This window comes from Rhodococcus sp. PAMC28707 (assembly GCF_004795915.1).
Classification (GTDB): domain Bacteria; phylum Actinomycetota; class Actinomycetes; order Mycobacteriales; family Mycobacteriaceae; genus Rhodococcoides.
In genome coordinates this window covers 1,701,282-1,715,124 of record NZ_CP039253.1, presented here as the reverse complement: position 1 = coordinate 1,715,124, position 13,843 = coordinate 1,701,282, and the positions used below count along the sequence as shown (strand labels likewise).

Sequence of the window (13,843 nt, the reverse complement as noted above, 5' to 3'; positions counted from 1 at the left end):
GTATCGCTTTGCCAGGGTCATTCAGATGGGCGAATCCTACCGTCGTTGTAGCATCCGTATCCCGGACAAACGCGGCATGAGCCGTGCTCTTTCGATCAAGGGATTGCCCAGTTGCCTCAACGACGTGAACACATTTCGAAAGCCTTTGCGGGTGGGTGCGAATGGTTCGAGACCGACCTCTACACCCGCACACTCGACAGATACTCGACTGAATCGGAACTGGAGATCGAGCATCTGCTCAACATGATGGATATAGCGGAAGATCCGGGCGGCCTACCCAACAACCAGTACGACGCCCCTATCGGGTGGCTGAGCAAGATCAGTCGGCACAACCCGCCATGGCTGGCCGAAATCAAATCGGCGGGACCAGAAGAACCCGACGGAGGCCACCGTGAATACCGTCTGTACTTCGGTGAGGCCCCATCTGATCAACACGCCTTGCTCGCAGCCCTCATCGAGTTCAAGCACACGAGCTGGTCGAACAACAAACAGAAGACCGCCCAGACGAAGCACATCAAGGCTGCGCTCGAATCCATCGCCAGATGGTGCTCCTGGAAAAGATGCGACTACCGGCACCGTTTGGACAGCCTCTGACGTGGCGTTCAATACCCGGTGTTGCGATTTTTGCATCAACCCAGGAGGCTGAGAACATGGCACGCACACCTCGACGACAAACGCGAAGCGCCGTACTGGCGCGACGCCTCTCCAATACGGAGCTTTCGTTCAAGCTGCAGCTGGTCAAAATTCGCAACGACCGCGGCCTGACACAAACCGACGTCGCAGAGAAGATGGGCGTCGACAAGAGCGCCGTCTCGCGCTTTGAGCGAATCGACGCCAACCCGCGTCTGGCCACGATCCGCGCGTACGCACTCGCCATCGATGCAATCTTTGAGATGACAGCGACCGAAAACGAGCCCGAAATCCACGTATTCGGCGTCGGAAAGCCCTCCGTATCGCGCCCCAACGCGAACGACGCCTATCGAATCCTGGTTCTACACAGCAATAAGAGCGCACAGTCACCTCCGGCCATCGTCTTTGGCGGCACGAAGCACAGCAATCTCAGTTTCGGCGAAGCCGGAGTTGCCGACCGTCGACAGGGTGCACTCGTAACCAGACTCACGCCCACGGACGCAGAGGACATGCACCATGTTTAGCTCGCTCTTCTTTTCCGCGCACGTCACGGTCACAGACGGATTGGTCAATGTCCTCGAAGGCGGAGTCAGCCGCGCAACCCGACCGGTCTTCCCAAGTCATCTAGGCCTCTACCTTGTCGCCGTTCTCGACGCCAATGGCAAGCCGGACGTCGAGGTCAAGATTCGACTCGTCGACGCAGATGAGCCGAATACGGTTATCACCGAACTGTTCGCCGTGGCCGAACTACAGCAAACACCCGGAGACGACTACGACCCTCGAACGATGTCCAACCCGCTCGTCGTCGACCTGACCAACGCTGTCATACCGAAGCCAGGCACGTACCGCGTAGAGACGTTCACAGACGGCGAGCCATCTCTGTCGATCTATCTACAGGTCGTACCCACACCGTCGAACGTCCCTGTGCCTGCCTGAGCGCCCCTTCTTTATCTCCTATGAGCCAGTCCGAATCGGCCACCGTACGAGTCGGTGAGTGCACCGACTCCGGCATTCTGGACGACGAGTAGTGTTGCCGTTGTTCGCATTCAGGCTCGACTGGGTCGAGCGGCGGGTGGTACTCTCTCACGAGATCGTGCACTTGGAACGCGGAATCTTCCACTCACCGAGACGGTCCATCTACATGCGCTGCTGGACGTCAGGTTTCAGGGAAGTGGGAGGAGCCGATTGATGACAACATCCAATGCGGCCAACGCTTCTACTTCTCTGCCCTCGTCGTAGAGCATCGTCAGCGCAAGACCGTCACTGGTTGCGATCAATGCATCGGCCACAGTTGAAGTTTCGATGTCTGCAGAAACGGCGCCTTGTCGTCGCTCCTCCTCGAGATACTCGGTGAGTGCTGCACGGATGTCGTTGTCGACTGCAATGGCGGCTGCGGAGTAGGGGCGATGTCCGATCGCGCGGACTGAAAACTCCGCCCAAATTCGGGCTTCGGCTCTTCTTTCGGCGTCGAGCGGGAGCGTGGCGAGTAACCAACTCCGCACGACGTCGACAAGGGTGCCGGTGCGATCGACAGACTGGAGCCTGGCTTCCACTCGTTCGCCCACGAGTTGTAGTGCGAATTCGAGCATGTCGTCTTTGGTGCGGAAGTACTTCTGGATTGCCCCGACGGAGCAGTCGGCGCGTTCAGCGACTGCTCGGATGTTTGTTCCGGCGAGGCCTTCGTCGGCGATCAATTCCAGCAGCACGTTTCCGACATGTCGCCGTCGCTCGCTGGGGTTGTAGGTCGGGGGCACAACAGCCAGCATAGAATACAAACGTATTCTATGCTGGCTGTTGTCAGTGTCGATCGAATGGAGTCCGAAACATGTCCGACTACCTGCCAACTCGTCGAGCCACCGACGCGGAGCGCCTCGATGCAACTCTCCACCTCACGGATGCGCTGGCCAGAGGTGCTTTGAGCGGCGAAGAGTACAATGATCGGATCGAAGACGTGAACAGCGCTCAATCGATCGACCAAGTTGCAGCCACGCTGGTCGATCTGCCTCCTTTGCTGCCAGCCACCACCGCGAGCGAAAAACGTAAACGGGATGATCTGCGCGAGTGGCTCAGAGAGTGGCAGTACTGGCTCGGCGGTTCGGTGCTGATGGTGGGCATCTGGGGAGTGCAAAGCCTGATGGACGGATCTGTGATCAAGTTCTGGCCGGGACTTCCGATTGGAATTTGGGCGCTCGTGCTCATCGCGTGCGTGTTCTGGCCGAGCGAGGACCACGAAACTAGCTGACCAGGGCGCATGTTACGAATGCACCGCGTCGATCGCGTTCGCTGAGATGGGGGTTGCGTCGTAGGTTCTACATTTGTGTAACCACGCCTCCAGGCGCGGTCCTCCGATCCGATGGCGTTGTCCGCGAACCACTATGCGGCAGCGATGCCTTCGCTGCCGCATAGTGAAGAGCCCGCCGGTGACGAATGTGTCTCTTCTGCTGGGTTCAAGTGAGAGCGGCGTACACGACGATGTTGTCGTCGTAACTCGCGGCATCACTGTCGAACGCACCGCCGCAAGTGATCAATCTGAGACCGGCATAATCGATATCTCCGTACACCGATGCCGTCGGAAACTCGGCTTTGGGATACTGCTCGATGTCCGAGACGGTGAAGGTCAGCACGCTGTCATCCTGACGGCTGACGATGACACTGTCCCCGCTGTTCAGTTCGCGTAGACGATAGAAAATCCCAGGGTCTCCGCCCCAATCCACGTGCCCGGCGACGATGGAGGGGCCCATCTCACCCGGGGTAGGTGAACCGTCGTACCAGCCGCCGGGGAATCCACCCGACGGCACCTCCATGGTGCCGTCGGCCTGCAGCCCCAATCCGATGAGGTCGGAATCGACACCGATTGCCGGAATCTCGATCCGCACCGGCGTCGACGCCGAGAGCGGCGCGACAGCAACCGCCGTATCGATGGCCTGCGCATCTTCCGAAGGTGCGAGCGATGGTGCGGCCGGTTGAGGTGTGGCTGACGAAGCTGAACTGGGGGACTCGGCCAGCGATAGCGGCTGGTTGACCGTCGACGTATCGGTATCTGTCGACGCGCCGCATCCGGTGATAAGCGCTATCGCCAGTGCAACCGCAGTGACGAGCCCTCCCACCGCGCCCCGATGTCGAGGCGCGGTGGGACGATCGTTGTATCCCGAGTGGCGGTGGGAGAACATCAGCTGCCGTTGATGTTTCGGTTCTGGCGCCGAGCGACTATCAGTCCGGCTCCACCGACGAGTACCGCCGCAGCCGTCCACATCGGTGCCGATTGACGCGCATCGCTCTGTTGAGCGGTACTGCCGTCACCGGTATCGACTCCACCGTTGGGGATCTGCGTGATCTGGCCACCGGGTGCATTGGTGCTCGGGCCACCGTTGGGTCCACTGTTAGGGGCTGGAGCTTGCGGTGCACCAGGTGTTCCTGGCGCGTTGGGTGTCCCCGGTGCGTTCGGAACGCCGGGAGCATTGGGTGTGCCGGGAGCATTGGGTACGCCCGGAGCATTGGGGGCTCCTGGCACGTTGGGTACGCCTGGCACGTTGGGTACGCCTGGCACATTCGGTACACCCGGCACATTCGGTGCTCCGGGGATCGGCGGAATCGTGATCACCGGTGGGACACCGGGAATCGAAGGTAGGCCGGGAATTGTGGGGATGTCGATGACCACCGGAGGCGTGGCTGTTGTGGTGGTGGTGATCGGCGGTGTGGTGGTTGTGGTGGTAATCGGGGGTGTGGTTGTGGTGGTCGTGATCGGGGGTGTGGTTGTTGTAGTGGTGGGCGGCACGGTTGTCGTAGTTGTGGGTGGCACGGTGGTGGTTGTGGTCGGTGGCGTGGTGGTTGTAGTCGGCGGCGTGGAACACGTCGGACGTGTGATGACGTTGGTGTCCAGTGCGACTTGACCATTGCGTGCCAGGACCCGGCCGGCAACCGTGGCTCCGGTTTGCAGGGTGATCGAGGTGAGCGCCATGATGGTACCGACGAACGTGGTGGTGGTGCCCAGTATGGCGGAGCTGCTGACCTGCCAGAACACGTTGCAGGGGTTAGCGCCGCCGATAAGGTTGACCGTGCTGTTCGGCGCGGTGATCAACGTCGAACCTGCTTGAAAGATGAAGACGGCGGCCGGATCTGATTGGGCGTCAAGGGTTACAGTCCCGGTCAGTCCGAGCGCAGAGTCCGCTTTGTACACCCCGGGAGCAAGGGTTTGTCCACCGAGGTCGGTCGAGACCAACGTTGGTGGTGTCCGCCCTGCAGCGTCGTTGTAGGCGGTGGTCAGGTCCGCCTGTGCTTGCAGTGCTTCGGCGTCCGCAGAGTGAATGACCCCGTTGTTGACCAGGCCCGGGGGGAATCCGGTGACGGCGGTGCCGGGGCTGACTCCGAGATCGCCCGAGACGACCGATGGGCCTGTGTTGGTGACCGTAGTGCCGGCTAGCACCGCATAGCTTTCCGCAGTTCCCAAGCCGACCGGCGCGGTGGCTGCACCTGCCGTTGCATTGGGGAGTATCAGTAGTGCAGCGGTGCCCAATGCGAGAATGCCGACCGACGGCATGGCGAGAAATCGGATTCGTCTTGGGGAATGCGGGCTCGGTGCAGATTGTGGTTGTGGCATATGTGTGGTCCTTTTGGGCGGCGGCGTTTGTAGACGCACCCCGGCGTCCCCCGACGCAGCCGGATATGTGCGTTAAATGAGCCCCCGCGGCCGGCGATGGTTCGCCACCCCGTGTGTATGGGGTGATGATCGTCGCGGTTCCGCGTGCGCTGACCTGCAGCGGCACGAGTCCGACCCTGATCGAGTCCGAAACGCGCCTGATGGAAAAGATTGCGCAGAACTAAGCGCTTTGTCAGTTGAAGGACTTCTGCTTGAGTTTCAATGTGACGCGTATGTCACATTAGCTGCAATGCCCAGAATTGAACTCAGAATGCAAATTAATTAAAAGGATTGTTTCAATTGAAGTATTCAGTCAAATGGATGTTTGCGTTGCGTGTTCGAAATGCTGCATACCGAAACGTCTGGACCCGAAGTCCGAGCCAACAACATGTTCGAACGCAGGTTTCGACTGCGCGGGCATCGCGAAGTCGCGCGTCCACATCGACACAAGGTCAGGTTGGACACCCTGCCGATGCGAGCATCAGCCTCGTGATCGGAAGTGATCCGATGTCGGTGTACCGATAAGCATCGAGCAAGGTTGTCGGTCCTACCGACGCCGTCGAACTAGCGGCGGCCTTGGCCGCCGATGAAGTCGCACCGTGGTACCAACCCATCGTCGACCTCGACACTGGGTCCGTTGTCGCGTCGAAGCGTTGGCCCGCTGGAATCATCCCAGCCGGGTGTCCTGGGCCCCGCCAGTTTCATCGCAGTTGCCGAGACGAGCGAATTGATCATCGACCTCGATCTCGCCGTACTCAGCGCTGGTGTGGTGGGCCTGAAGTCTCGGGTGGTCAGCTACTTTCGTGGTCCGCGTACTGCCACTCTCGTAGATCAACCCGATTATGTTGTCGCTAGAGGTGGTGACTGGTAGCAAAGGAGGCAGGTCGATCGACTGGGCGCTGGTCACGCTTGTATCCGTCGTTGTTCTGTAGTGACGTCCGGAATTTCGCCGCGTCGTGGACCGGGTTTCGCGTTTCTCTTCGCGCCGGCCCAGAGACTTCCCGGCGCGAGTGGTTCATTCATACGAATGAATGTTTTCAGTGTGTCATTCAAGCGATTGTGGGAAAAGAATGCGCCGCGTAAAGCCCCCTCGCAATAAATGATCATAAGTATTGATATTGCGCATCATTCGGCCCGAATGCCCGTTTTGTAACGTTAGTGAGCTGTCTCACTAACGTGGATACCGTGCTGAATTTTTCAGATTTACTTGCTTTACTGCCTATGCAGTAATTCTCCGGTGCGCCACCCTGGCGGTGACTGGGTGTGATGGCGAATGCCAAGGGGAGGCGCGATGTCGGTCGCGGCTAGTGGGATACGTCGATGACGTCGGAGCGTACATCTCGCGTCCAGGCAGTCGACGAAGAGGCTCTTCGTATGCGGATCTCCCGAAGTGTCCGTGCTCCTAGGCAATTCACCCTTGCCGGTCGTTTTCTGCTCACTGCGGGGACGACGGCTATCGCGTTCGCACCAGTGATTTCTGCTAACTTTTTTGCAGTGGTCGACGGTGCGCCCACGCTCTATCTGGTTCTGTTGCCGATGTGGGTGGTGATGATCGGGTACGGAGTCGGTCAGGTCAGCCAGGGGCGTGTCATCGATGACAAAGAATTGGACTGGATCGCAGCGCTGGTGATATGCGTGGTGGCGATTGGATGCGCGTATATGGCGATTCCTCGATTATTGGCGAGTGCGACGCTGTGGCATATCGAGCTCGTGCCGATTTTCGCGGTGGTCTTCTGCGGATGCATTCTCAATTTCGGTATCAGACGGGCGTTTCGCGGCTGGCGCGTACTTCTGTTCACGGCGTTCTGCTTCCCGGGGACGGTAGTGCTCACTGCTGCGTACTTCGGCGGCACCCCCATGGTGTTCAGCCTCGTCGTCGCTGGTCTCAATGCTCTTGCCGTGTGGTTTGCGATGGTGCGTCGGCCGGTGCGCTGGAGGTTGTCGTGCGCTGTGGCGGTGTGCACCGTTCTCGGCGCGGTGGCGTTGACACCGCTGTCGAGTACCGCGGGTCTGGTGGTTCCGTCCATCGTGACGTCGTCCTGTGCGGCCGCGTACGCGTTCTTTCGTCCCGGCGTTCATTCGTCGGCGGCGTATTTGGATTTGCCTCAGCGGTCGTTGATTTCGGTGTTCGTGCTGGGTCTGGTGGCCTTGCTTGCGCTTGCGGTTCTTCCCGCTCCTGCTTCGAGGGTGCGCGAATCGGGCATGGCGACCGCCCCGACCGATTGGCTCGACAGCCTTGCGGATTCGAACAGTTTCACCGTGAGTGAGCAGGAACGGTTCGATTGGGGGCCGGCAATTCTGGGCCCCGGCGGCTCGGTAGTCCGGTACGAGTTGGACGTCGCCGGAGATCCTGAGCGAGTGATGTTTCTCGACGTGTTCACCGCCCGATCAGCGGGTGTTCTCTCCAGCTTCCGAGGTTCGATCTGGTACGCGTCGAATCCGCCGGCCCGTGTGAAGGAGAGGTTCGCCGAGTTGGATCATGGTGTCGTAGTTACGGGTTCGCAGAACGGCTCCGATCAGGTCAGCACTCCGGATGAGCCACTGTGGGCAGCGTTGGCGTGGACGTGGAAGACACAGTCCGCCGACGAGAGCAAGGTGTTCCAGCGCGTGTATCTGATGATGTCGAAGCGTGCGGATGATCCACGCAACGTTCCTCGGCCGGAGATGCCTACGTTCGAGGGAACCGTACTGGGACCGATCGACTGGTTGGCTCGCCAACAGGGCAGCGCCGACTGGGATTCGGACCAGGAGAAGTACATGGACGCCCTGGTGGGCACGCTCGACTCGATCCTGTCGAGCGGTTCCGTCGATGACTGATTACACCCAAGCGTTGCCTGCGCAATGGTCAGCGGCAGTGACATTCACACGTGGCCAGGTGATCGGGCTGCTCGCGTGTGCGTTGGTGCTGTCGACGTCACTGGTGTTGGCGACCGACAAGACACTCACCGTCGTCGTCGTCGTCGTCAACCTCTATTACCTGGCGTCCACTATCGACAAGACGTACCTGCTGCATCTCGGTATGACCAAGAGCGTTGCCGTGCGCGTATCCGACGCGAGGGCTCTGTCTGTCCCCGATGACGAGTTACCCCATTACACAGTTCTGCTTCCGGTATTCGACGAACCCGAGATCGTTCGGACGCTGATGGACGGCGTCGGCCGGTTGAACTACCCGCGCGAGAAGTTGGACATTTTGTTGCTGCTCGAAGCAGACGACTCTGCCACTATCGAGGCGTTCGAGGAAGGACGGATGGACGGGGTCACTCCGGTATTGGTGCCACCGAGCGAGCCCCGAACGAAACCGAAGGCCTGCAACTACGGGATGTCGCTCGGGTTGGAACGCAGTGAGTATGCCACCATCTACGACGCCGAGGACATTCCTGATCCGCTTCAATTACGCAGAGCGGCAGTCATGTTCGCCGAGTCGCCGCCCGAAGTGGCATGCATTCAGGCTCGTCTCGGTTACTTCAACGAGAAGCAAAATATATTGACCAAGTGGTTCGCCATGGAGTACGACCAGTGGTTCACCTACATGCTTCCCGCACTTGCTCGACGCGGATGCGTCATCCCGCTCGGTGGGACGTCGAATCACTTCAGGAGCAGTGTGTGGCGAGAGCTGGGTGGATGGGACTCCTTCAATGTGACCGAGGATGCCGACTTGGGAGTCCGCTTGGCGCGCCACGGTTACCGGACGGCACTGATGGACTCGGTGACGCTCGAGGAAGCAAACAGTGATCCGGTCAATTGGATCCGCCAGCGTTCGCGGTGGTACAAGGGCTACTTGCAGACCTTTCTGGTGCACTTTCGCTCCCCGCGGAAACTGGTGCGGGAGATAGGTCCTGTTGCGACCCTGCGGTTTGCGAACACCACGCTGGGGATGCCGTTGAGCAACGTGATCAACTTGATCTTCTGGTGCAGCGTCTTGTTCTGGTACGTCGGGCATCCGGCGATCCTGGAGACGCTCCTACCCGGCGCGATCTACTACATCTCGCTGCTGCTCTTCACCCTGGGGAACGTCGTCACCCTGATGTTGGGGCTGGTCTCTACGCGGGCAACCGAGAAACCGTATCTTCTCCTCGCCGCGCTGACCGTGCCCGCGTACTGGGTTATGCAGGGTCTCGCGGCGGTCAAGGGGCTATTTCAACTCTTCTTCCGTGCTTCGTATTGGGAAAAAACTGTTCATGGCCTGTCGAACAATGGTGAGGGAAACAAGTGAACGCGATCTTTGGTCGAGTGAGAGTGGCCTGCTCAGGGCTCGTTGTAGGGCTGGTGCTTTCGCTGTCGACGGTGGGATTCGCGTCGACCGTCGATGCCCAGCCCTCCGGGTCGATCGAGGATCAGGACGGTGAGTCATTGGTTCTGAATTGGCCGTCGTTGGGTCTCGGATCCGAGATCGTCTTCGACGCCGCTGACGTGGAACAGGCTGTGCAGGTGCCCGTTCCGGCTGGGAGCTCGATGCTCGCCTTGACCGGTCAGTTGCGCTCTCCCGTCGAACTCGGACGGGGATATCTCGAGGTCACCTCGGCTGACGGTCGTTTTCTCGGTTCCGCGGACATTCCGGATATCGAGTCGGGTCAGCGTGTGACTCCGTTCTCGATAGATCTCGCGGGTGCGGCCGTCGATGTAGCTGCCGGTGTGGCGACACTGCGGATGACCGTCAGGCCGCTCGACCGTTCGAGTGCGGTGTGTGGTGCGCCGCAACGGCTGACCGCGGCGGACCTTGCGGTCAGTTTCACTGCTGCAGAACAGGTCCCGGAAACCGTCGATGAGTTCCTTCCCTCGGTGCTCGATGCGGTGGAGGTGTTCGTGGACCCGGAACCGACGACTGCCGAGAGAGAGAGTGTGTTGACTCTGGCTGCAGCCTTGGTGCATCGGTACGGCTCCATTCCCGTGCAGATTTCGGTACTGCCGTTGAGCCGGACAGCGCCCGTCCCTGCCGGTGGTAGTGGGCTGACCCGCTCGGTCGTGGTGCGTGAATCCGCCGAGGCTGCGGCCAGTATCGCCGACGCCGGCGCGGGGTCCGTTCTCGTTCTCAGCGGAACCGGTGCGTCGCTGGCCGATCAGGTCGGGGTGTTCACTGCCGGCCTCGACCGAATTGTTCAGGTCCGGTCCGCAACGGTGACCAATCTGGAAGCCGATGAGATTCTGGGTACCGATACGTTGACCTTCGAGCAGCTCGGCGCCGTCGCATCGACGTCGGTTCTCGGCTCTTCGCAACTGTTTTCGGGCTTCGACTCCAGTTCCTTCGGGCTGACTCAGCCCGGCAGCATGGAGGTGCATCTGATGGCCGATTACACCCCGGTGTCCGACGCCACCGCCACTGCCACCATTTCTGCGGGCGGGCAGGTGATGCATGCGCAAGAGCTGGATTCGTCCGGCCGAGTGGACACGACGTTCTCCGTCGCCGGCGGGGCAATAGCCCGCACCGTCGGTCTGAATGTCGCCCTGACCTACAGCCCGAATGCCGGGTGCTCGCAGTTCACTGCTCCGATCCAGTTTGCGATCGACCCGGAGTCGACGGTCACGGTGTCCGGTAGTAGCGGCGGCACCGGCGGCTTCAAATCCCTTCCCACCAGCCTCATGCCCACCTTCCAGGTCGCGTTCGACGAGCAGGACCCCGAAGCGAACGGCGTGCTGGGATTGTCCTACGCAACACGCGTGGTGACGTCGATGCAGACCACCGCGAATACGACCATGAGGCCGATAGTTGCACCGATGGACGAGGTCGTCGGGAGCGGCATGGGAGCGCTGCTCGTTGCCGATGCGGACTCGCTCGGCGCTGCGGGGATATCGGCGCCGCTGTCCGTCGCCGATGGGGCGGTGAAGATCTCGACCGATCAAGGCCTGACCATGGACGTCGACGGCGGAATCGGGTCTCTGCAGGTTTTTGCGGAAGGCGAGCGGACCGTCGTAGCAATCACGACGACGGGGGAGTGGTCGCTGGTCGGGGCGGTCCTCGACCGAGCTACTGCCGGTGGAAGTTGGGCGGATCTGTCCGGTGACGTCGTCGCTGCTGGTGTCGGCGGTGAGGCTGCGCCGATGACAGTGGTGAGCGATGGACCGGCAGGGGCAGTGTCAGGGCCGGAGCGCGGGTGGGTGACGTGGCTCTGGATCGGAGCGTCGGCTTTGGTTGTCGCTGCGGCCGTGATGGTGGCCGGGTTGTGGATGGATCGACGTCGTAAACGAGCGGCGTCCCGGTAGTGACGGTGACGGACGCTCGGCGATCCGAGACCCCGATCATCGCTGAACCTGCACGGCACGAGCGTGTCTGGACCTATGCACTGTTCCTCCCGTGTGCGGTGCTCTACAGCGTCGTCGGCTACCTGCTGGCTTCGACATACAACCTGATCGACGGCGACGGTCCTTCCCGAGTGGCCAATGCGGGCTACACAATTTTCAGTCGTGACCCGCATCTGGGTGCTATCGGGTTCGTGTGGAATCCGCTCCCCAGCGTCGTCGAGATCCCGTTGCTGTTGCTGACTCCGGTGTGGCCGGAAATGAAGACGCTGGGTTTGGCCGGGGTGGTGCAGAGTGCGGTATTCATGGCGCTCGCGGTGGTGGCCGTTCGACGTATTGCGTTGGACCGGAACGTGCCTCGGGTATGGAGATGGCTCGCCGTGGCCACCTTCGCGCTCAATCCCATGATCATCGAGTACGGCGCGACGGGGTTGAGCGAGGCCGCGTTCATCTTCTTCGTCGTCGTTGCTGTTCGACGCCTGCTGTTGTGGATGACTACTCACGACGTGCTCGATTTGGCGTGGGCGGGTTTCGCGATCGGACTGAGCTATCTGGTGCGTTACGACGCGCTCAGCGTGGCGGCAGCAGCAGTCGTAGGAGTATTTCTGGTGACCTGGTTGCGCTATCGGGGTACCGCCGGAAACAAGGGGGCTCTGGGGACAGCGCTGCACGACGGGGTGATCGTGGGGTTGCCCGCGGCGGCAGCGTTCGTGGTCTGGGCAGTTGCCGGGTGGGTCTTGACCGGGGAGGCGATTTCGCAGATCACCTCCCCCTACGGAAATTCCTCGCAGGTAGCGGTGGCTGCGGTGAACCAAGGCGGAAGCGGTGTAGACCTGGCCGCTGCCGGTGGCGAGATTCTCGCTCGAATCTTCGGCATGCAGCCATTGCTGCTCGTGGTGTTGGCTATTGCAGCTGTTGTCGCACAACGACAACGACGACTCGACTCGTTCGTCCCTACCGCCTTGTTCGGTGCGGTGATCATCTTTCAGGCCGCTGCTCAGATCACAGGTACCACCTTCGGGTGGTTCAGGTTCTACATCTTCGTCATTCCGCTTGTGGTCATCACGATTTTGACATGGTGGTCACCGGTAACAGTGAGCGCGCGCGGGGCGTCGGGATGGGCTCGGCATCTGCCCGGTGTGGCCATGCTCGCCGTCGCGGTGACGTCCATTCCGGTCACCTGGATATCGATGTTGAACCCGGCAGTGGGGAATCAGAGTGTGCAGTTCGGCTTGCGGTCGATCGTGTCGCCTTCGACGCATCCGATGGACCAGGAGTACTACTTCCAACTGTTCCAGGACGACCGGGCGATCGCCGAGTGGCTGGATCGGCAGAATCTGCCAGAAGGATCGGTGCTTTCGGATAGCTTCCAGAGTTGGGGAATCTGGCTATCGTCGAACCGCCCGGACCAATTTGTGATCACCAGCGACTTCGACTTCTTCGAGGTTCTCAACGACCCCGCAGTGAGCGGCATCCGGTACATCTTGGTCTCCGATCCCGTGGCGGACGGAGGCATGGATGCCATCAACACTCGGTATCCCACTTTGTGGGGCGACGGCGCGGGAATCAGTACTCGCGAGATGAGCGTGGTGGGCCCGGGCGGCATGATCCGCTGGCGAATCTATTCGGTGAACGCAGCCGGCGGTTGACGGTCGGCGAAGTGGTCCACGCATGCGGCTTGGATCTGGCGAACAAGAACTACGGTCAACGGTGCCACAGCGATCAACGCCACCCAAGCGAGCGGCGACAAGTCCGATAGAGGGTGCGTTGCCAAAACGAGTACGGCCAACACGAGCGCACCGGCGAGCAGGGGTACGACCCGTCGAGAGTGGAGCAGGACGCCGGCTACCGAGCTGTTGATACCCCATCGGTGCGGTACGGCAGTTGCGTCGCTGTTCGTATCCATCGCGAATATCTCCTGGACTGTTAAGTGTTCCCAAAAGATACCCTGAGGTTGTTTAGACTTCAAACACAGGCGAAAAGACGCTGTCTGATCGGTCTCGATGCTGGGGCGCGGTTTCCGTTTGCCGGTGAAGGCATCTGGGTGTCGGATGGGCTTCGGTAGTACCCCTGAATCGCCTCACCGCCAGGCAAGGGATCTACGAGTGGGGGTGGAGAATCGGAGCGGTGTCCAGCCGTCCAAAGTCAACGGTCGCATGGTTTCTGGAGAATAAGTCGGTCGAATGACTTGGTTCAAGGCTGAATCAGCGGCATGATGACTTCTTATGTACAAAGTCCGCAGACGTAGCGTCTTCCTCAGGCCCCGCATGATCGACGTCTACATTGGGCTCGCCGGTGGCGGGATCGTAGCGGCCGGCATGCTCGCAATGAGCCTGCGCTGAA

General features: G+C 60.6%; 13 protein-coding genes. 9 read left to right on the top strand and 4 right to left on the bottom strand.

Annotated features, from left to right (window positions below):
- Positions 1-111: 111 nt before the first annotated feature.
- Genes E5720_RS07720 through E5720_RS07710 form a run of 3 tightly spaced genes read left to right on the top strand, consistent with a single transcriptional unit; the run spans position 112 to position 1,566 of the window.
- A complete protein-coding gene (locus E5720_RS07720) occupies positions 112-594 on the top strand; it encodes a hypothetical protein (RefSeq protein ID WP_136170172.1) in 483 nt (160 codons plus the stop codon).
- Positions 595-650: 56 nt separating this feature from the next.
- Positions 651-1,154 (top strand): helix-turn-helix transcriptional regulator, encoded by a 504-nt coding sequence (locus tag E5720_RS07715; protein ID WP_136170171.1) that lies wholly within the window; start codon positions 651-653, stop codon positions 1,152-1,154.
- Entirely contained in the window at positions 1,147-1,566 is a 420-nt protein-coding gene (locus E5720_RS07710; protein ID WP_084347435.1) for a hypothetical protein, read from the top strand. The genes E5720_RS07715 and E5720_RS07710 overlap by 8 nt, the downstream gene beginning before the upstream one ends.
- A gap of 227 nt (positions 1,567-1,793) precedes the next feature.
- On the opposite strand, the gene E5720_RS07705 is transcribed toward E5720_RS07710, so the two are convergent.
- On the bottom strand, positions 1,794-2,384 hold the full coding sequence (locus tag E5720_RS07705; protein ID WP_168708303.1) for a TetR/AcrR family transcriptional regulator: 591 nt from the start codon (positions 2,382-2,384) through the stop codon (positions 1,794-1,796).
- A 71-nt stretch (positions 2,385-2,455) separates the two neighbouring features.
- Between E5720_RS07705 and E5720_RS07700 the strand changes: the two genes are divergently transcribed.
- Positions 2,456-2,872, top strand: coding sequence for a DUF1707 domain-containing protein (locus E5720_RS07700; RefSeq protein WP_136170169.1), 417 nt, complete (start codon positions 2,456-2,458; stop codon positions 2,870-2,872).
- 205 nt (positions 2,873-3,077) lie between these two features.
- Here the strand turns inward: E5720_RS07700 and E5720_RS07695 are convergent, their stop codons facing one another.
- Both E5720_RS07695 and E5720_RS22270 read right to left on the bottom strand, forming a co-directional pair.
- Entirely contained in the window at positions 3,078-3,800 is a 723-nt protein-coding gene (locus tag E5720_RS07695) for a class F sortase (RefSeq protein WP_136170168.1), read from the bottom strand.
- Positions 3,800-5,227 carry an ice-binding family protein gene (locus E5720_RS22270; protein ID WP_281727914.1) on the bottom strand — a complete coding sequence of 476 codons (1,428 nt, stop codon included), beginning with the start codon at positions 5,225-5,227 and terminating at the stop codon, positions 3,800-3,802. Before E5720_RS22270 ends, E5720_RS07695 begins: the two co-directional genes overlap by 1 nt.
- Before the next feature lie 676 nt (positions 5,228-5,903).
- Here E5720_RS22270 and E5720_RS07685 point away from each other — a divergent pair.
- From E5720_RS07685 to E5720_RS07665, 5 genes are all read left to right on the top strand, one after another.
- Positions 5,904-6,137 (top strand): hypothetical protein, encoded by a 234-nt coding sequence (locus E5720_RS07685; RefSeq protein ID WP_136170167.1) that lies wholly within the window; start codon positions 5,904-5,906, stop codon positions 6,135-6,137.
- Positions 6,138-6,586: 449 nt separating this feature from the next.
- Positions 6,587-8,083, top strand: a complete 1,497-nt coding sequence (locus E5720_RS07680) for a hypothetical protein (RefSeq protein ID WP_136170166.1) — start codon at positions 6,587-6,589, stop codon at positions 8,081-8,083.
- Positions 8,076-9,479 carry a glycosyltransferase family 2 protein gene (locus E5720_RS07675; RefSeq protein ID WP_136170165.1) on the top strand — a complete coding sequence of 468 codons (1,404 nt, stop codon included), beginning with the start codon at positions 8,076-8,078 and terminating at the stop codon, positions 9,477-9,479. Before E5720_RS07680 ends, E5720_RS07675 begins: the two co-directional genes overlap by 8 nt.
- The gene (locus E5720_RS07670) at positions 9,476-11,464 is read left to right on the top strand and encodes a hypothetical protein (RefSeq protein ID WP_136170164.1); all 1,989 of its coding nucleotides are present in this window, start codon (positions 9,476-9,478) and stop codon (positions 11,462-11,464) included. Before E5720_RS07675 ends, E5720_RS07670 begins: the two co-directional genes overlap by 4 nt.
- Positions 11,464-13,149: a hypothetical protein gene (locus E5720_RS07665; RefSeq protein ID WP_136176621.1), complete on the top strand. Its 1,686-nt coding sequence runs from the start codon at positions 11,464-11,466 to the stop codon at positions 13,147-13,149. The genes E5720_RS07670 and E5720_RS07665 overlap by 1 nt, the downstream gene beginning before the upstream one ends.
- On the opposite strand, the gene E5720_RS07660 is transcribed toward E5720_RS07665, so the two are convergent.
- Positions 13,122-13,406, bottom strand: a complete 285-nt coding sequence (locus E5720_RS07660; protein ID WP_136170162.1) for a hypothetical protein — start codon at positions 13,404-13,406, stop codon at positions 13,122-13,124. The two genes, E5720_RS07665 and E5720_RS07660, sit on opposite strands and share 28 nt — an antisense overlap.
- Between the last annotated feature and the right edge of the window lie 437 nt (positions 13,407-13,843).

Excerpts from the sequence above, each read along its gene's own strand:
- E5720_RS07700 (WP_136170169.1), top strand. The coding sequence starts at position 2,456 with ATGTCCGACTACCTGCCAACTCGTCGAGCCACCGACGCGGAGCGCCTC.
- E5720_RS07695 (WP_136170168.1), bottom strand. The coding sequence starts at position 3,800 with ATGTTCTCCCACCGCCACTCGGGATACAACGATCGTCCCACCGCGCCT.
- E5720_RS22270 (WP_281727914.1), bottom strand. The coding sequence starts at position 5,227 with ATGCCACAACCACAATCTGCACCGAGCCCGCATTCCCCAAGACGAATC.
- E5720_RS07715 (WP_136170171.1), top strand. The coding sequence starts at position 651 with ATGGCACGCACACCTCGACGACAAACGCGAAGCGCCGTACTGGCGCGA.
- E5720_RS07675 (WP_136170165.1), top strand. The coding sequence starts at position 8,076 with ATGACTGATTACACCCAAGCGTTGCCTGCGCAATGGTCAGCGGCAGTG.
- E5720_RS07710 (WP_084347435.1), top strand. The coding sequence starts at position 1,147 with ATGTTTAGCTCGCTCTTCTTTTCCGCGCACGTCACGGTCACAGACGGA.
- E5720_RS07680 (WP_136170166.1), top strand. The coding sequence starts at position 6,587 with ATGACGTCGGAGCGTACATCTCGCGTCCAGGCAGTCGACGAAGAGGCT.
- E5720_RS07660 (WP_136170162.1), bottom strand. The coding sequence starts at position 13,406 with ATGGATACGAACAGCGACGCAACTGCCGTACCGCACCGATGGGGTATC.